Source organism: Bacillus sp. B-jedd, assembly GCF_000821085.1.
Lineage (GTDB): Bacteria > Bacillota > Bacilli > Bacillales > Cytobacillaceae > Bacillus_D.
This window is the reverse complement of record NZ_CCXR01000001.1, coordinates 1,344,964-1,361,272: the sequence shown is the minus strand read 5'-3', so window position 1 is coordinate 1,361,272 and position 16,309 is coordinate 1,344,964. Positions and strand designations below refer to the sequence as shown.

Here is a 16,309-nt window from a genome sequence, read left to right as displayed (position 1 = left end):
TGGTTACATATTTGCCTAACCGTGTGGCGAATAAACTTTGCAACAGTGACTTCGGAAGTGAGATTTGTATACCCCCCTGTTTTTTTGGCTGCTGAATTTGTGGCGGAATTGTGACAGTTTCGGATATATCGAAAAAGTTTGCGATATATTGAAAAAATTTGCGATATCTTCCCAAAATTTTGCGATATATCCCAAAAGTTTGCGATATCCCAACAAGCAATTAAAGCTTTTTGCAATAATTTCAATTTTGTTTGCAAAAGCGCCCTAAATACCCTGCCCTCTATCGTACTGACGAGTGCTTTTATCGCTAAACTATGTTCTTTTGCAGGCTGTGATTGGATGTCCAGGGCTAAAATGCCCGATATTCGAGGCAAAATAAAAAAAGACAGGAAACCAGTCCCGATTTCCTGCCTGCATTACATTATTCGGTTGGAAAACCATTCGAACCGAGGTATCTTTCCATGAGGATTTTCCGGTGATGCAGCTCATGGCCGGCGATAATCGCAGCAATTCCCCGTACCGTAACCTTTTGATCATTTGCGATGCCTTCACGCAGCCAGGCATCCGATCTCAGCGATTTTAAAAGCTGAATTGTTCCGAGCCGGACGGCTACGAAGTTTGCGAGCAGGTCCACAAGTTCAAGCTTATCGAATCCCGCTTCCCGGACATAATCATTTTCATTAAAACCGGGCAGCTGCACAGCGTCCCCGCGCGCAATCACCAAGAGGCGGTAGGCCATAATGCGTTCTGTATCAGCCATATGGCCGAGCACCTCTTTAACGCTCCATTTCATCTCGCCATACTTGAATAAAGCTTGTGATTCTGACAGTCCTTTCAGAAGAATCTTCGTTTCCTCTGCCTGCCTCTCCAACAATTCAACAATGTCGCCATCGGGAACTAGGTCAATATAGGGTTCATAATAAGGAGCATACTCTCCCACATTCGGCCGTTTATACATTCCTGCCACTCCCTTCCTTTGATTTAACATTACAATAACATCTTCATCAAATGTTGGCTTCTATGAAGAAAAGGAACCAGCCAAAAAAGCGGCTTCCTTCTTCTTATACCAATATGGAGGCCTGTTGAAAACCTTTAAAAACAATCAGCAGTTCTGGCTCTTTAAAAATCCGGCCTGCCGTTTAGTACAGACTGGGCATTTTACATCATCGGCCGAAAGTGACAGGAAGGAAGTTTTGCAGTCAATGCACGTGCATTGATGAACAGGTACCTGGCTGTCTTTTGCAACACTCGGATCTTCAATGACTGCTATCGCTCCTTCCATACAGACATCCGCACACAAGTTGCAACCGCTGCATGCCTGGCTGCTTATTTCAAAAGATGATTCGCTTATTGTGAAGCAATGTTTTGGGCAGAGGGCGGCGCAAGCCTTGCAGAGCGTACAGTCGGCTAAATTAACCTCAATAGAATAAAACTGGTGAGCGGGATAAAGCTCTGCCAGATCCAGCTGGTTATGGTTGAACCGCCACTTTGCGGGGGCAAGTTGCTTTGCAAGTGTCCTGCCTTCATCCTTCCAAAGGGAAAACAGTTCCCGTCTTGAACATGAATGATCCATTTCTTCTTTTGCGGCAATCCGAAATGGTTCAATGCCAAGTCCCTTCAGCACCACATCTGCAGCCGACACGCTAGCATGCCAGTCTGACTCGCAGCCGGATGGGCCGGCCGCGATTTCCATGATACCCTTCGCCCGATAGGCAAGCAGTTCTTTTACGCCTGGGGGCTTTCCTTCTGCCAGAAGCTTATTCCTGTCAAATTTTTTGGAAGGGAGGATGCCGGCAATGGCTTCAACCGGACACGCTGGGATACAGTCCCCGCAATCCGTACAGCGGGCGCATCAATGGTAGGTTTTCCGTCCGAAAAAATAATGGCTTCCTCCCCGCACGCATTGGCACACTTCTCACAACCGGAAAGCGGGCTTATATGGCGCACACAGCGCTCCCGCAATATCTCAAATTGATAATCAAGGCTTTCCACCCAGCTTCCGATAATTCCCATGCTGCACCTCCCTAATTTTTTGACGTTTAATCTATATGGTTAAACCCCAGTTACTTAAAAATTATGAACCAAGCACGTAAAACACATATCTGCCCATGCTTTCTGCCAGCAGGAAAAGAATGAAGGCGCCAACGACGGCTGCCCCGCCGATCTTCCTTTTGCCTGACGACATTGACATATAGGCGAGAAGGCCGAGGCCGATGAGTTCAATGACCCAGCGGGCTCCAATCAATCCTGAATAAGGGGCAAGCTTTGCAGCAGCCGTTGCACCGGTAATAAGCTCGAGATCTGCGGTAAAACCGCTGAACATCGCCGCGCCGGCTGCCTGGAGGCCAAGACCCGCGATGGCAAGTGCGAAGGCCCATTTCACAACGGTCCTAGCAGAATCGCTCTGCCTTTTTGGCAAAAGTAGTGCTGCTCCAAGGACAGGGCCCGCTGCAATCGCCGTCCCGTAAAAAACAAAGTAAGTGTTGAGATGGTTCCAGCCATTAACCCTTGTAACCGTATAGGTTGTCGCCATGCAATAAATGGCCGCTAGCCCAACTAGACCGGTGATCAGCATAAGCGCTGGGCTAACCTGCTTACGGACAATGGCAAGGCCGGCTGTCAAGCAGGCAAGGCCGATGAAAGCGCCCGAAATGACGATTTCATTGCTCATCCATGATCTGCCGAAACCGCGGACCGCATTCAGCGCGTGGAGCGGTTCGCCGAGATGGAAAAATGATGCGGCCAGGCCTGCCAGTGACAGCGACGCAATGATGAGAAGGGGCAATTTAAACGATTCATACGAATTTTTGCCCGAAAAACCAGGCCTTCCATTCATGAACCAAAGAAATAACATTCCGCCGCATGCCGCGGGGATGGCGATCGTAAATATTAACAGAGCCCATTCATGCATATGAATTTCCTCCTTTATGATTGGCTAAGTGGTGTGATGACCAAATTTGGTTTCGTAATCGTTGAGCTTGGCAGCCCCTTGATATCGGCATTTTCACCGTATTTGGCGCGAAGTTCGCTGATTTCCCCAAATTCGATCGCCCGCATCGGGCAGGATGCGACGCACATTGGATCTTCTCCTTTTTTCCGGAGATCGAGGCAGGTATCGCACTTCGTCATCATGCCAAGCGCCTTATCGAACTGCGGAGCACCATACGGGCAGTTCCATTCGCAGTAGCGGCAGCCGATGCACTTGTCGTGATCGATGACGACGACACCATCCTCAGTCCGCTTATAGGCAGCGCCTGTCGGACAGCCTTTGGCGCACGCCGGTTCATCACAATGGTTGCAGGAGATCGTTAAATGGTGCATTGAAACGTTCGGGAAGGTCCCTTCCTGGTAATCGTAGACCCTCCTGAAGTTCCTGCCGACTTCGAGATTGTTTTTATCCTTGCAGGAAACCACACATGTTTTGCATCCAATGCATTCTGCTACATTTATATAAAAACCCATTTGAGGCATAACGTTTCCCTCCTCCCTGTTTAGTTATCCAGCTTCAGGATTCTTTGTTCCCATTTATAGTCTTCTTCCAGCTGTTCGCCGTGCCATTTCTCAACGTTGCATCTCGCCGTGTTGTAGCCGGATGTGCCAAGTCCGGTTGGCTGGAAACCTACAAGCATATTGTCGGCGCCGGCGCGGTCAACTTCATCCTTTTCATCAAGGTCGACCCATGCTCCGTGCGGAAGGGCGACTGTGCCTGGCATGATCGTTTCGACAACAAACGCAGGACGGAGTGTTTTGCCATACTCATTGGACAGCATGACTGTTTCCCCGGTTTTAATGCCAAGATCTGCCGCATCTTCCCGGCTGAGGTAAACCGGATTAGGCCATTGCTCGCGAAGCCACGGAACATTGTCGAACGTACTATGCGAACGGCGCAGATAGTGGGGATTGAATACCTGGAACGGATAATCTCCTTTTTGCTTCTTCTTCCAGTTTTTAAAGGTAGATTCATAGCCTTCCACTCTCGGCTCATATTTCGGGATTGGCGCAATTTCCGTAAAGGCCGTTTTGGAAGCCTCATTCAGTTTCCGGCAGTAAATTTCGAATTTGCCGCTCTCTGACGATACTGGATTTTTGACAGGGTCATCGATAAACTCTTTGTAGGCGATATAGCCGAACTTGTCGCCTTTCTTTCTTGGAATCTGGTAAATTCCCTTATCGACGAATTCTTTCAGTGGTATCCGTCCTTTTTGCGGAGATCCTTCAACGCCCCATTCTTTAATGTCCGCTGCAGTAATCGTGCAGAGCGGTTCAAAGTCGATGCCGTTATCCCTCACGACAGTGCTACCGGCCAATTGATTGAAATATTGCTGTTTTTCGCTAATCGGATATACCTCATCCGCATTTTTGCCGAGCGCTTTAATGAGCAGCTTGGCAATTTCCTGGTCGCTTTTTGATTCGTAAAGCGGGTCGGTGATTTTTGACCAGGTAATCAGGATTTCACGGTTGCCGCCTGTAACAGCGCCTTCCCGTTCCCACTCGGTCGTAACCGGCAGGACGATATCGGAATATTTGGCGGTAGTTGTGAGCGCATAGGCATTCGTGACGATGAATTCAACTTTCCGGTGCGCTTCAATTCCCCTCATAATATTGCTTCTTGTTTGCAATGTAGCCGTTTTACTATGGTAGATGAACTGGATGTTGACTTTCCGTTCACCCTCGCCTTTTTGCAAAAACTTCCCTTTCAAAACTGCGTCGAAAATCTCGTTCTCATTTATGAGGTTCGTAATCGGATTTGTTACTGATGGAAGTCCGTCCCCGCCGCCATTAAGGAGCGCCGGACCGTTGTTGCCCGCATATTCCCAGCAGCTGACCCCGGTCATATTGCCTGGTGATCCCATATGGCCGGTCATCATGCCTAGTGTCGAGAAAGCCTGGACCCAGCCTTCGCCGTTGTTGATTCGCGCCGGCGCCCAGCCTGTCAGCAGTGCGACTCGCTCGGTCCCGCCGATTTCCCTTGCCAAATAGCGGATGACGCTTGGTTTGACACCGCAAATTTCCGATGCCCACTCGGCCGTTTTCGGCTGCCCGTCATATGTGCCGAGCAAGTAATCCTTGAAGTTTTCTTTTTTATCAGCCCCAGGAGGCATATGATCCGCATCGAAACCGATCGTATACTTATTCAGGAATTCCCATTTCACAAGCGGATTTGTAATCGGGTCGTCCTCTTTGAGCAACGTATGCATAATCCCAAGCGCAAGCGCGTGGTCTGTGCCTGGGCGTACAGGCACCCATTGCGCTCCGAAAACATTCGCGGAATCCGTATAAAGCGGATCGATTGTAATGAACCGCGCTCCCGCCTTTTTCGCCTGAAGGTAGTTATATGTGGCGCTGCCCATCGTGCTCCATGCCGGGTTGGCGCCCCAGAGGATAATTAGTTGTGAATTCCTCAAGTCAATCCTGTCATTGATGCCCTGGACATACAGCCCTTCGCCGACTCCAAGCATTTCATGCGTATAAAGCCAGGCCCCCCAGGAAATCGTCCCGGTGCTTGATGTATGGCCGCCGACTGTCGACATCGCCTTGCTGATATCGCCGCCGCCAGTCACCCAGATCGATTCATTGCCATATTTTCCAATGATTCTCTTCGTTTCAGACGCAATCGTTTCAATTGCTTCTTCCCATGAAATACGGACCCATTGGTCTTTGCCGCGCAGCTCTTTTTTGCCGCCTCCAGGAGCCCAGTTTTTCCGTTTCATCGGATACTTCAGCCGGTCCGCGCTGAAAACCTGCTGGCGCTGTGAACGGCCGCGCAGGCAGCCGCGCTGTTGCGGGAAGTCAGGGGAATCCGGATGTGTATCGTCTGTTTTCTGGCGGATGACGACGCCATCCTTGATAAGAACTTTGTTCAGGCAGCGGCTGCCGCAGTTATGCCAGCACGCGGCGGTTTTCCAGATGCCTTCCCCGCCTGCTTCCTCAATGCCAATATTTGTCTCGGCCTTGGCGACAAGACCCCTGGACACCGGAACTGCGGCGGCAGCCGCGGCTGCTGAAGTCCAGCCGATGAACGATCTTCTTGTCATTTTAAAATCTTTGATTTTGCTCATTAGATCTATCATCTTGACCCTCCTAGTTTCTTAGTTTGGAAGAATGTCTATGTTCAAGAGTTCGGTTAGAACTTTTGAATCGATAACAAGGTAGTGCTCAAGGAGCTTTGCAAGCCCCTTGTAGAAATCTGTTTCCGAATGGGCAGCCATTTTAGCGGCAATCTTCGGCGCGAAAACAGCCAAATGCCCTTTATGGAACCGGAGCTGCTCGCTAACAAGATAGGAAATCTCATGGGAAGCCCTTTCCGACCTGCATGAATCGATGCACAAGCGGTTCAGGCGGTAAAGAAAATCAAGTTCAATACCGATATGGTCATCTGGCTCGATATTCAACTCCGCTGTTTCATAACCATATTTTTGATAAAGCTTGCGCACATCCATCGTGGTCTTTTGAAAAAGGAGATTATCCTTCCTGACATAAACGGATTCCCAAGGTTCGACAGGAATTTCAAAAGGTCCAAGAAACATCCTTGTATAATCCCAATGCAAATTCTCAAAATCACTGCGGCTGTTCACAGGATCGTTTTTCTCCAAGTATCTCTTTATGAGAGAAAGACCTTCAGAAATCCCTTCCGAATCTTCATTGAATGGAAATAAATCGGGCATTTTCCCCTGGATAAAAGCTTTTACATATTCCTGTGAAGGCTCCTCAACAAAAAACCTCCTTAATATATCAAGGGCGAAATCCCTTGCAAAAAACAGATGTTCAAGTTCCGCGGCTGAAATGGCCTGCCTGGCTGCTCCCATTTGTTATTGCTCCTTTCCTTGCATGCTATAGTCTTGTGGCTTTAAAACCGTTATTCCGACCTCCCTGATAGCCCCGTCTTCCACAACATTTGATGAAATCGCAATCTCTACTTCCCTGCTTTTCAAAAATGGAATTGCATCAAGAGGAAATTGGAGGAAATCATAATGTTCGTCTTCAACAACTGGAAATTGGTGATTTCGCAAAATTTTCCTCACCTTGTTCCTGTCTCTGCCAAAAACCTTCGCTGTCTTGAAATAAAAATCCTGAGTTGAAAAACGATAAGTGGAGCCAGGATTTTCATTTCGGTTTTGCTGATAAATCTGTCCGGTAAATTTATTTTCGAGCGAACAGTAATGGACGCCCAAAGAAAGTTGCTGATCAATCGCGAACTCAACGAGCTCGTGACAGAGTGCTTCGCTTCCGTCTACCGCAAGGCCGCCTGCATACCAAAAGCTGTAATACACCTGATATGGAGGATTTTTCAGGGTGAAGCCTTTTTCTCGAAAGGCCTCGGCGTTTTCCAGCGGAAAGCAAAATTCCAACAGATTGATGCCGAAAATCCCGATCTGGTCGAGCTCGATCAATAGTTCTTTCATTTCCTCGCCAGTTCCCGGTATAACCGGCATCTCGACCAAGACATCAGGTATATACTTTTTGGCGAGCCTGATTTTTCCGAGGATATGCTTTTGTTTCTGAACGGAATCTTCCATTTTAATGCTGAAACGGATTTCCTTTAGGCCAGCATCCTTCAGCCCCAGAAGAATTTCTTCATTCAGCAAATCCCCTGCTGTATACAATCTTGTATGTGCTTCAGGGACAAGCAATTGTGCCTTCCGAAAAAAGGACAGCGTCTCATCGGGATGAAGGAGCGGTTCCCCGCCTGTCAATGCCAGATGGGTCAATTCAACCCCTTGCGAGACTAGAGTCTCCAGTTCGGCGTTCACGTTCTTTTGATTTTGCACATAAAAGCTGTAGTCGTCCTGATTTTTATTGAAGCAAAAGTAGCAGTCGCGATGGCATTTCAGCGAAATGAAGCTGGTGTAGCTGCCCGTCCCAGTCTTGCATGCTTCACATGCGCTGGATATTCTCCCATTGGAAACGATGCTCTTGCCGGTATTCCGAACGAGCGCCCCTTTCAAGGAAAGTTCGTCCAGCTTATTTGCTGACTCCTCTTCTGTATTTCTTGAAGATAGAGGCAATCCGAAAGTTTCTATCTGTTCAAGCGTGTTGTCTTTAATTCGCTCATAGATGGCCGCGTAGGTGGCAAGCGGTTTATTGGCAGAAAAGTTGGCTTTATTAGCTATTTGTGCCATATGCAATCCATCCTTTTCCTTTAATTTATTCGACAAAATTCATCCATTTCGTGATACAATTCATGTGAAACATTTCACATTTACCGCTATGCCTTCATTATAAAAGGATTGGCTGAAAACAGATATGGCCGGCGCGGACGAAAATTCCTGCTCATTTTTGTGCAGCAAGGACAGCCATTTTTTACGGTTTTGTGACAGACATTGTCGAAGGATGGTTCATAAGATAACATGAATTTATTACTGTGGGGATGCTGAAAAAGGAGGTTCTTGCAATGGAAATTCCGGAAATAGCGATGGAATTATTAGAATCGGCGGAAGATGGACTTGAACCTCTCATTTCTAAGTTTTCAAGTCTGATTGGTTGTTCTGTACTTGTTGCGGACCCTTATTTTCAGCTTTTGGCCGGTACATTGGAAAAGGAACAGTTGAATGAAGTGATTATCATGCCTGAAAAGGAAATAGATTCAGGGAATCCCGGGATATTTTCGTGCCGGATTTCGACAAGGGCGGCAGAATGCTCTGGGCAGGCTATCCCTATTTTTCACAAAAAAAATACGGTCGGCTATTTGGCTGCCATCGGTTACTCCTACTCCAAGGAGGACAATCAAAATCTGCTTCGATTTGCCGCCTCGCTATGCGGTCAGCATTTAACGAGGAAACTTGAAATAAGAAAAGAAAAGCAAAAATTCAAAGAAGCTTTCCTATTTGACCTACTCTATGGGAACATAAAGCAGAAATCTGACATTACCGATTATGCGAGAATTTGGGATTGGGATTTAACTATCCCCCATAGGATTGCTGTTTTTTCTTTTTTGAACGCCGATGTACATTTTATTAGAAAAACAGTAATGGACAGGTATTTGCAAATCGTTGAAAAAGCGGTCCTGCAACTCGGATGGAAACCGATCGCACTCGTTCGCCAAAGCCAGGTGGCAGTCCTGCTCCCTGACAACCGGGAAGAATCACCCAGGAACGGGGTTGTCGAAGCTTTTGCAAAAAAAATTTTCACTCAAATCGCCGCCGACTTTCCGGGATATGAAGGTGCTTGCGGATTCGGAACGATACGCGACAATCCAGCGGACTTATTCAGGAGTTATCAGGAAGCTAAGGTGGCGATGGAACTTGGAATCCTGCTCGGGGTTGAAGTCCCCTTTTTCAGCCATTTAGGGCTTGCCAGGCTTCTTTATAACCATGATACCCAAGATGCTAAGGAGTTTTATCTCCATGTGCTAGGCGGGGTAATTCACTATGATCTGAAGGAAAATGGCAGCCTTATGGACACACTTGAAGGCCTTGCCGCTAATCAATTTGATGTGACAAAAACAGCGCAATCCCTCTTCCTGCACAGAAATACGCTCCGTTACAGGATTAAGAAAATTGAGGAGCTGCTGAATGCGAAATTGGACGATATGAATACAAGGCTGGATATTTCGGCTGCCTTAAAAATAAAACAGTTAAGAAAACTTTGAGTTTGCCGGATAGATAGGAAATCAATTTTGGGAGAGGACGGATTGATGATGAAAGACGGCATTTATAGAAATTCATGTCCCCGTAATTGCTTCGGAACTTGCGGCATCCTTTCCCACGTTGAAAACGGCAGGCTTGTTAAGGTGGCTGGCGACCCGGCACATGGCTTCTCGCAAGGACATCTTTGCGCGAAAGGGTATGCCTTCACACAATATGTTTACAGCAAGAACAGACTTAAGTTTCCAATGAGGCAAATCCCGCGGGGTTCCGGCAAGTGGATACAGATCAGTTGGGAGGAAGCTTATACAGCGATTGCTGAAAAGATGATTGAACTCAACAGCCGCTTCGGCTCAAATCTTGCGAGCGGCTATAATAAATACTCCGGCAACCTTGGGCTTCTCCATTATGCCGTCGAGGGAATGTTCAACAGCATCGGCCCGCATACGAAGCCGGTCGGCAACCCATGCGCTCTTTCAGGGAAGCATGCGATTAACCGTTCTTTCGGCCAGGATTTCAGCTCCGATCCGGAAGCGATGGCAAATGCAGAACTTATCGTACTCTGGGGGGCGAATCCGGCGGTCACGAATGTCCATCAGATGAAATTCATCCAGGAGGCGAGGAGGAAAGGCGGCCAGTTCGCGGTAATAGACCCGGTGTTCACTCCGACAGCCCAGAAAGCGGATTTGTATATCCAAATCAAGCCTGGCACAGATGCATGGCTCGCATACGGAATTGCAAAAATGTTGCTTGTTGAAGGCAAAATTGACGAAGCATTCCTTTCCACCCGGACAGCCGGCTGGGAGCCGTACAGAAAATTCCTTGAGGAAGATATAAGCCTTGAGGAAGTATATGAGCGGACAGGGGTCTGTGAGGAGGCAGTAAGAGCGATAGCTGATTTGTACGGGGATCACAAAAACGCTTTTACGTGGAACGGGCTCGGCATCCAGCGAAATACAAAGGGGCGCGGCAGTATCGAAGCGATAAACAGCCTTGCGGCAATGGCCGGAAACCTTACAGCTCCTTATGGCGGTTTATACTACATGCATTTCGATGTTGAGGATTTTCCACTTTCCCTATTGAATCATCAAGGGCCAGGCCATCCGAAAATCCAGGCTTCCCGGGAAGTCGATATTGGCCATTTTGCAAGGGGGGCGCTGAAATTGGAGGAGCCTCCGCTGAAGCTGTTATGGATTGCCTCGAGAAATATAGCAACCCAAGATCAGAACTTGAGTGCCTGGAAGGAATTGCTCAGCCAGCTTGAGCTGATTGTGGTCGTTGATTTATATATGACCAAGACAGCTGAACAGGCGGATATTGTTTTGCCGGCCGCCTCACATTTTGAAGAGGAAGATTTAAATGTCGGCTATTGGCATTACTGGCTGTCGTTGAACCAAAAGGCGATTCCACCATATTACGAGGCAAAGAGCGACCTGCAAATCGCCAGGGAACTGACAGCGCGCCTGAACGAGCTTGCACCCGGTTTTTCCAATTTCCCATCTGCCAAAGAGCCGATTGATTGGATCAAGGATGAACTGACTCCGAAGATGCTCAAACGGTATTCGATCACTTCCTGGGAGGATTTGCTTAAAGGCCCTCGGAAACGTCAGGACATCCCGCATGGAATCCCTTCGGGTGGTAAATTTAATTTTCCCGGGCTATCTGAAGTCCATGAATTGGCAGGCAAAACCTTCGCCCACTATTCAAATGAACCCGGCGGATACAGGCTGCTTTCCCCGCAGTCACTGCTTAGGATCCATTCACAATATGAAAAAGTCTCTTGGCTTTCTGGTGAAAACTCAGGCAACTGGATAGAAATTTCAGCAAAGGCTGCAATGGAACAGGGAATTGAAGACGGAGCAATAATAGAGTTATTTAATGAGCATGGCTCCCTGTCAGGAATTGCTAAAATCAATCCTACCTTGCCGGATGATGTCGTCCAGGCCGCACAGGCAGGCAACAACCCCGTTAATCAGCTGATTGCGTCCTCGAGCAGAATGGAAGTTCAGGAAAGTACGTATTTTTACGACAGCCTCGTTAAGCTAAGGAAATGGAGTGGGGAAAATGTTTAAACGCGCAGGGTTTCTTTTTAACGCGGATGATTGCATTGGCTGCAGAGCTTGCCAAATCGCATGCAAAAATGAAAACCAGACCCCGGCGGGGATTAACTGGCGGCGGGTGGATAAATTGGCACAAGGCCAGTTCATAACCGTCTCCTGCAATCATTGCGACAGCCCAGAATGTTTTCGGGTCTGCCCTCAGCGCGCCTTTACGAAACGAAAGGACGGTGTTGTCCAGATAGACGAAAACCTTTGCAACGGCTGCCAGCTTTGTGTATCTGCCTGCCCATATGGCGCTCCCCAATATAATGAAAAAACCCGGAAAGTCAGTAAATGCCAAATGTGCTTTCCAAGACAGGATGCAGGTCTCCTCCCCGCCTGCGTCGAGGCCTGCACAACCGGCTCCCTAAGCCTTATCGACCTGAATACATTCGAGGGCGAAACAGCCGTCCGGACTCTACCCGGCTTCCCCGACCCAAAAGTCACCCACCCCTCCATCCTCTTTCACCCACAAAAGCCAAGAAAAAGGTTCTTCCTTGGCCAGTGAAGCTAGGGCGGTTCCATTGCTTCTTCAGGACCCGAATGAGGCGTTGGAACCATCCCCGGCCTTACCCGGCTTCCACTTCTTTTATAACTTGGGCGAGTGTCTTTTCGGCCATCGAGGTTAGTTTGAGCCGGTAGTTTTGAAATGGGAGGTGGTTCGTGACTGGATTGGGAACAATCACACAGTGCATGCCGGCTGCGATGGCGGCTGCCGAGCCATTCAGTGAGTCTTCGAGGGCAATGGCCTCAGCAGGCTGCAAGCCAAGTGCGTTTAGTGCCTGAATATATAACGCGGGGTCTGGTTTGACTTGATGGACATCCTCCCTTGTCTTGATCGTATCAAAGAACTCGAAGATGCCAAATTTCCGTAAATACGATTCCACCCAATCCCGGCCGGAACTGGAAGCCAGCCCTACTTTTAAATTTAGTTCCTTCGCTTCGTCGAGAAACCCCCGTACCCCTTCTCTCAGTTCCAGGCTTACGGCACGTTGATGATAAAATTCCCTTGTTTTTGAATGGAGGCCAGCTTCATCCACTGTCATCCCAGTCACGTTTTCAAAAAAGGCATTTAATTGTTCATCAGTCGTTCCGATCACCTTTGAAAATTCTTCAAGAGTCAACTCGCATGCGAACCCTTTCATGATTTCCCTGTACGCTTCAAACCAAAGCGTTTCCGTGTCAACAATCAAACCGTCAAAATCAAATATAATTCCATTAATCATCTGGATATTCCTCACCTTTCTTTTTTGCAATGATTCTAATGCAGCCTCTCTTTTATTTGACTTGTCTCCCTTTCATTTATAGCAAACCACTCCTACTTTTAAATCAAAACATATTTTTGAAAAACTTTGTAAAGTTCCGCGGCTTGCAACCACCGTTTTATCTCTATTAAAAAAAATGTATACTTTACTAGGCCATTTCGCCTATTTTTGCAAAAACGCCAGGTTATGACACTTTATAGTCATATATTTTTAACGCTTGAAATAGAAAATCCATGTCCCAGCCTCCCCTGCCATCAAATGAACACAAACTGCATAAACGCCTTAAACCCTTATCCAGTAAGGCTTTTTGCCACACTCGGCTATCAGGATAATAGCTTAACTACCATTCTTCATTTCTCGCTAAAATTTTCAGAATTTTTCAACCCTATTGTAACAGACTTGTAATCTATCTGTGATGACGTTGTTAAATAGAATAGAGTATAGTAGGTTTAGCAAATCACACCAGGGGGTAAACATACATGTTGAAGAAATTGCTGGCCGTCCTTCTAATGACAACTATGCTGACGACTATCCTACCGGGCATGAGTGAAGCTGCATCTTACCATACACAAGCTATTTCTGTCGCTAAAGCCAATTTGGGCGTAAAATATAAATGGGGCGGAATCACCCCAGCAGGTTTCGATTGTTCAGGACTTGTGAAGTATTCATACGGCAAAGCAGGTAAAGTCCTGCCCCGTACAGCCGGTGAAATGTGGGGCAAGGGAACACGAGTTTACAGCCTCCAGCCGGGAGACCTTGTATTCTATAAAACTTACGCATCTTCCAAACCGACACATGTAGGAATCTACATCGGAAGCGGGAAATTCATCCACTCTGCTTCCTCCAAAGGTGTATCCATCGCCTATCTAAGCAATTCCTACTGGAAGCCGCGCTATGTTGGCGCGAAACGAATCTAATCTAGCATAAAAGCAAAGAGAGCCGGACAGGCTCTCTTTTTTCTGCAAAAATTGCCGTCAAACAGCCTCGGCTGCCCTCACTTTTTTAACTTCTGGCAGTAAAATTCCCCTTATGCCTCATATTTCATTTTCCGGAGTCCGAAAAAGAAAAAGACTACTGAAAACCCAATTAGCACAAGTGCCGATGACAGGATAGCAGGCCCATTCAGGCTGCCGCTGACAATTTCGGTTATGCCGGACATCATCCAGCTTTGTGGGACAAACTTCGCAATCATTTTCATAAAATCAGGAACAAGCTCTAAAGGCCAATATACCCCGCCAAGCATACAAGTACTCACGATGATGACCGCGCTTATTGCTCCGGCCTGCTGCTTTGTTTTGACAAGCCCCGCAATCATCAATCCAAGGCCGACAACCGTCAGGATGATCAACGATGCGAATGGAATGAAATAGAGCAGATTCCCCCAGCTGCCATTGAAGATTAATTTGGTTGCTAATGCCATAATACCAAGCTGAATCCATCCTAATAAAAAATACGATAGAATATAGCCGGTAATAATTTGCCACCTCGTTGCCGGGGTCGTCAATAGCCTTGGCCATGTGCCGCCGGTTCTTTCCTCAAGGATTGTCGCCGCGGCACCCGAAATACCAAACATCATGAACATAATCGTAAATCCAAGCGAACCAATCGACACGCTCGCCCCTTTATTGCCTTCCTTCTGGATAATTTCCTTCTCTACCTTGATACCATTATGACTGGAAACCTTTTGAAGCAAGACCGGTAAGGCCTCATCCTCCATTCCAGAGGCAAGGGAGTAACTTGTCAAAATCGTTCTCGCTGTGCCTTCAAGATGGGGGGAAAGGGCGAGATACTCAGTCGTTTCCCGCTGGACAATTACATCGAAAAGCGGTTTCTCCTCCGTGATCCTTTCTTCCATTCCATCAGAAATGATGACAGCAGCAATGGCCTTCTGGCCTTTCACTGCCTCTCCTGCTTCTTCAAAGTTCACTTTTTCCCATTTATATTGACCGTTCGCTGTCAGCAGCCCAGCTGCCCGTTCTGAAAGCTCGCTCGTTCCCGCGGCATATAGAACAAGCGGCTTTTTCCTATCCGAATCTCCGGCCATTCCGCCAAAAATAATGCTGAATACAAGGGGCATGACAATCATCAGCACCCAAACCGAAGGAGTCCGGAACATCGATTTAATATGGAGCCAGGCAATCGCAAATGCCTTATGCATACATAGTCCTCCTCTCGACAGCGAGGCGGCTCAGGCCGATGGCCAGAAAAACGGCACCAAGTGCTAAAAGCCCAACCGCTCCGGGCAGAACGTCCCTGACGCTGCCGCCAGACATTAACTCAAGGAATGACTGCAGGGCAAGAGCGTTAGGAAACACTTTTACGAGATTGTTGACCCAATCAGGGAAAACATACAGCGGAACCATACTCCCTCCGACCGCTGCCATGATTTGCGTTCCGAGCATACCCGCTGTACTGAACGCCTTCCCTGTTTTCATGAACGCACCAGCCATAACCCCAAGCGCGCTGGCGCTGAACACAAAGGAAAGGCCAATCACGACCACCCCTGGAATCGAACTGCCCCAATCGACTGAAAATAGAAAACGTGTTCCGACAATAATGGCGAGCATTTGCAGCGAGGACAATAATAGGATGCCTAAAAATTTCCCGCCCAGATATTCATAGTGTGTTAATTTTGAAACAAGCAGGCGCTTAAAAACCTCCTGCTCCTTTTCTTCTATCATTGCACTGACTCCTATCGTGACCGTCATCAGCAGGAACATGACACCCATACCGGCCGCATAATACTGGAACGAGCTGACAGTTACTTCCTCTTTACCCGCCGCTTTTTCCTTTACCAGTTCAAACGGCGCGTCTCCTGACAGCACTTGATCGGTTCCCGGATTGGCCGGAATCTGGGCACCATTTGCTACCGCCGCGGCAACCGCTAATTTCGTTCCTTCCATCCGGACCGCTGCTTCCCTCGAAAATTGCTGGACGACGTTTTCAGTGATCATGGACTGCAACGCGGCCGAAGGAATTGAAATCAGCTTCACCGATGTTTCGCTTCCTGCCATGACACTGGTTGAGAAATCCTCATGAATAATTAGGCCGACTGGCAGCTTCTGTTCGCGCAGCATCTTGTAAAGCTCACCTTCACTCATTTCTTTCACATCGACCATTTCAGTGAGCCCTTTTGCAAAAACTTCCTGAACTATCGTATCTCCAAGCTCACCTTTATCCTTGTTGACGATTCCGAGCGTAAATTTGTCTATCTTGACTTCACCATCACCCATCAATGTGCCAAACGCCGAGCCTAATATCGCAATCAGCAGCATAGGCATCAAAATGAGGGTAAGCAAGGCTTTTCTGTCCTTTGCGATCAACAGGGTGTCCTTAAGGGCCAGCCATAAAAAACTCATTT

At 47.7% G+C, this 16,309-nt stretch carries 15 protein-coding genes; 4 read left to right on the top strand and 11 right to left on the bottom strand.

The features are described from left to right. Nucleotides 1–421: 421 nt before the first annotated feature. The 8 genes from BN1002_RS06690 to BN1002_RS06655 all read right to left on the bottom strand — a co-directional run bounded on the left by BN1002_RS06690 (nucleotide 422) and on the right by BN1002_RS06655 (nucleotide 8,120). Entirely contained in the window at nucleotides 422–958 is a 537-nt protein-coding gene (locus tag BN1002_RS06690; protein WP_048824237.1) for a DinB family protein, read from the bottom strand. Nucleotides 959–1,102: 144 nt separating this feature from the next. Then, the gene (locus tag BN1002_RS06685; RefSeq protein WP_048824236.1) at nucleotides 1,103–1,693 is read right to left on the bottom strand and encodes a hypothetical protein; all 591 of its coding nucleotides are present in this window, start codon (nucleotides 1,691–1,693) and stop codon (nucleotides 1,103–1,105) included. A 32-nt stretch (nucleotides 1,694–1,725) separates the two neighbouring features. Next, entirely contained in the window at nucleotides 1,726–2,013 is a 288-nt protein-coding gene (locus BN1002_RS06680) for a hypothetical protein (RefSeq protein WP_048824235.1), read from the bottom strand. Nucleotides 2,014–2,074: 61 nt separating this feature from the next. Further along, nucleotides 2,075–2,911, bottom strand: coding sequence for a dimethyl sulfoxide reductase anchor subunit family protein (locus tag BN1002_RS06675; protein WP_048824234.1), 837 nt, complete (start codon nucleotides 2,909–2,911; stop codon nucleotides 2,075–2,077). A gap of 14 nt (nucleotides 2,912–2,925) precedes the next feature. Continuing rightward, the gene (locus BN1002_RS06670; protein ID WP_048824233.1) at nucleotides 2,926–3,471 is read right to left on the bottom strand and encodes a DMSO/selenate family reductase complex B subunit; all 546 of its coding nucleotides are present in this window, start codon (nucleotides 3,469–3,471) and stop codon (nucleotides 2,926–2,928) included. Between the two features lie 20 nt (nucleotides 3,472–3,491). Beyond that, entirely contained in the window at nucleotides 3,492–6,071 is a 2,580-nt protein-coding gene (locus tag BN1002_RS06665; protein WP_048824232.1) for a molybdopterin-dependent oxidoreductase, read from the bottom strand. 18 nt (nucleotides 6,072–6,089) lie between these two features. Beyond that, nucleotides 6,090–6,806, bottom strand: coding sequence for a TorD/DmsD family molecular chaperone (locus BN1002_RS06660; RefSeq protein ID WP_048824231.1), 717 nt, complete (start codon nucleotides 6,804–6,806; stop codon nucleotides 6,090–6,092). Between the two features lie 3 nt (nucleotides 6,807–6,809). Continuing rightward, complete coding sequence (locus BN1002_RS06655; RefSeq protein WP_048824230.1) at nucleotides 6,810–8,120, bottom strand: radical SAM protein; 1,311 nt, start codon at nucleotides 8,118–8,120, stop codon at nucleotides 6,810–6,812. A gap of 272 nt (nucleotides 8,121–8,392) precedes the next feature. Here BN1002_RS06655 and BN1002_RS06650 point away from each other — a divergent pair, with 272 nt between their 5' ends. Genes BN1002_RS06650 through BN1002_RS06640 form a run of 3 tightly spaced genes read left to right on the top strand, consistent with a single transcriptional unit; the run spans nucleotide 8,393 to nucleotide 12,191 of the window. After that, complete coding sequence (locus BN1002_RS06650) at nucleotides 8,393–9,589, top strand: PucR family transcriptional regulator (RefSeq protein ID WP_048824229.1); 1,197 nt, start codon at nucleotides 8,393–8,395, stop codon at nucleotides 9,587–9,589. A gap of 45 nt (nucleotides 9,590–9,634) precedes the next feature. Continuing rightward, the gene (locus BN1002_RS06645; RefSeq protein ID WP_231575092.1) at nucleotides 9,635–11,656 is read left to right on the top strand and encodes a molybdopterin-dependent oxidoreductase; all 2,022 of its coding nucleotides are present in this window, start codon (nucleotides 9,635–9,637) and stop codon (nucleotides 11,654–11,656) included. Beyond that, nucleotides 11,649–12,191, top strand: coding sequence for a 4Fe-4S dicluster domain-containing protein (locus tag BN1002_RS06640; RefSeq protein ID WP_048824228.1), 543 nt, complete (start codon nucleotides 11,649–11,651; stop codon nucleotides 12,189–12,191). Before BN1002_RS06645 ends, BN1002_RS06640 begins: the two co-directional genes overlap by 8 nt. Before the next feature lie 61 nt (nucleotides 12,192–12,252). Here BN1002_RS06640 and BN1002_RS06635 read toward each other — a convergent pair whose 3' ends face one another. Beyond that, nucleotides 12,253–12,909, bottom strand: a complete 657-nt coding sequence (locus BN1002_RS06635) for an HAD family hydrolase (RefSeq protein WP_048824227.1) — start codon at nucleotides 12,907–12,909, stop codon at nucleotides 12,253–12,255. 518 nt (nucleotides 12,910–13,427) lie between these two features. Between BN1002_RS06635 and BN1002_RS06630 the strand changes: the two genes are divergently transcribed. After that, a complete protein-coding gene (locus tag BN1002_RS06630) occupies nucleotides 13,428–13,865 on the top strand; it encodes a C40 family peptidase (RefSeq protein ID WP_048824226.1) in 438 nt (145 codons plus the stop codon). A 110-nt stretch (nucleotides 13,866–13,975) separates the two neighbouring features. On the opposite strand, the gene BN1002_RS06625 is transcribed toward BN1002_RS06630, so the two are convergent. Further along, a complete protein-coding gene (locus tag BN1002_RS06625; protein ID WP_048824225.1) occupies nucleotides 13,976–15,106 on the bottom strand; it encodes an ABC transporter permease in 1,131 nt (376 codons plus the stop codon). After that, nucleotides 15,099–16,307 (bottom strand): ABC transporter permease, encoded by a 1,209-nt coding sequence (locus BN1002_RS06620; protein ID WP_048824224.1) that lies wholly within the window; start codon nucleotides 16,305–16,307, stop codon nucleotides 15,099–15,101. Before BN1002_RS06620 ends, BN1002_RS06625 begins: the two co-directional genes overlap by 8 nt. Between the last annotated feature and the right edge of the window lie 2 nt (nucleotides 16,308–16,309).

What these genes read in the sequence shown, in the direction of transcription:
- BN1002_RS06690 (WP_048824237.1), bottom strand. Translation starts at nt 958, where the DNA reads ATGTATAAACGGCCGAATGTGGGAGAGTATGCTCCTTATTATGAACCC.
- BN1002_RS06685 (WP_048824236.1), bottom strand. Translation starts at nt 1,693, where the DNA reads ATGGAAATCGCGGCCGGCCCATCCGGCTGCGAGTCAGACTGGCATGCT.
- BN1002_RS06680 (WP_048824235.1), bottom strand. Translation starts at nt 2,013, where the DNA reads ATGGGAATTATCGGAAGCTGGGTGGAAAGCCTTGATTATCAATTTGAG.
- BN1002_RS06675 (WP_048824234.1), bottom strand. Translation starts at nt 2,911, where the DNA reads ATGCATGAATGGGCTCTGTTAATATTTACGATCGCCATCCCCGCGGCA.
- BN1002_RS06670 (WP_048824233.1), bottom strand. Translation starts at nt 3,471, where the DNA reads ATGCCTCAAATGGGTTTTTATATAAATGTAGCAGAATGCATTGGATGC.
- BN1002_RS06665 (WP_048824232.1), bottom strand. Translation starts at nt 6,071, where the DNA reads ATGATAGATCTAATGAGCAAAATCAAAGATTTTAAAATGACAAGAAGA.
- BN1002_RS06660 (WP_048824231.1), bottom strand. Translation starts at nt 6,806, where the DNA reads ATGGGAGCAGCCAGGCAGGCCATTTCAGCCGCGGAACTTGAACATCTG.
- BN1002_RS06655 (WP_048824230.1), bottom strand. Translation starts at nt 8,120, where the DNA reads ATGGCACAAATAGCTAATAAAGCCAACTTTTCTGCCAATAAACCGCTT.
- BN1002_RS06650 (WP_048824229.1), top strand. Translation starts at nt 8,393, where the DNA reads ATGGAAATTCCGGAAATAGCGATGGAATTATTAGAATCGGCGGAAGAT.
- BN1002_RS06645 (WP_231575092.1), top strand. Translation starts at nt 9,635, where the DNA reads ATGATGAAAGACGGCATTTATAGAAATTCATGTCCCCGTAATTGCTTC.
- BN1002_RS06640 (WP_048824228.1), top strand. Translation starts at nt 11,649, where the DNA reads ATGTTTAAACGCGCAGGGTTTCTTTTTAACGCGGATGATTGCATTGGC.
- BN1002_RS06635 (WP_048824227.1), bottom strand. Translation starts at nt 12,909, where the DNA reads ATGATTAATGGAATTATATTTGATTTTGACGGTTTGATTGTTGACACG.
- BN1002_RS06630 (WP_048824226.1), top strand. Translation starts at nt 13,428, where the DNA reads ATGTTGAAGAAATTGCTGGCCGTCCTTCTAATGACAACTATGCTGACG.
- BN1002_RS06625 (WP_048824225.1), bottom strand. Translation starts at nt 15,106, where the DNA reads ATGCATAAGGCATTTGCGATTGCCTGGCTCCATATTAAATCGATGTTC.
- BN1002_RS06620 (WP_048824224.1), bottom strand. Translation starts at nt 16,307, where the DNA reads ATGAGTTTTTTATGGCTGGCCCTTAAGGACACCCTGTTGATCGCAAAG.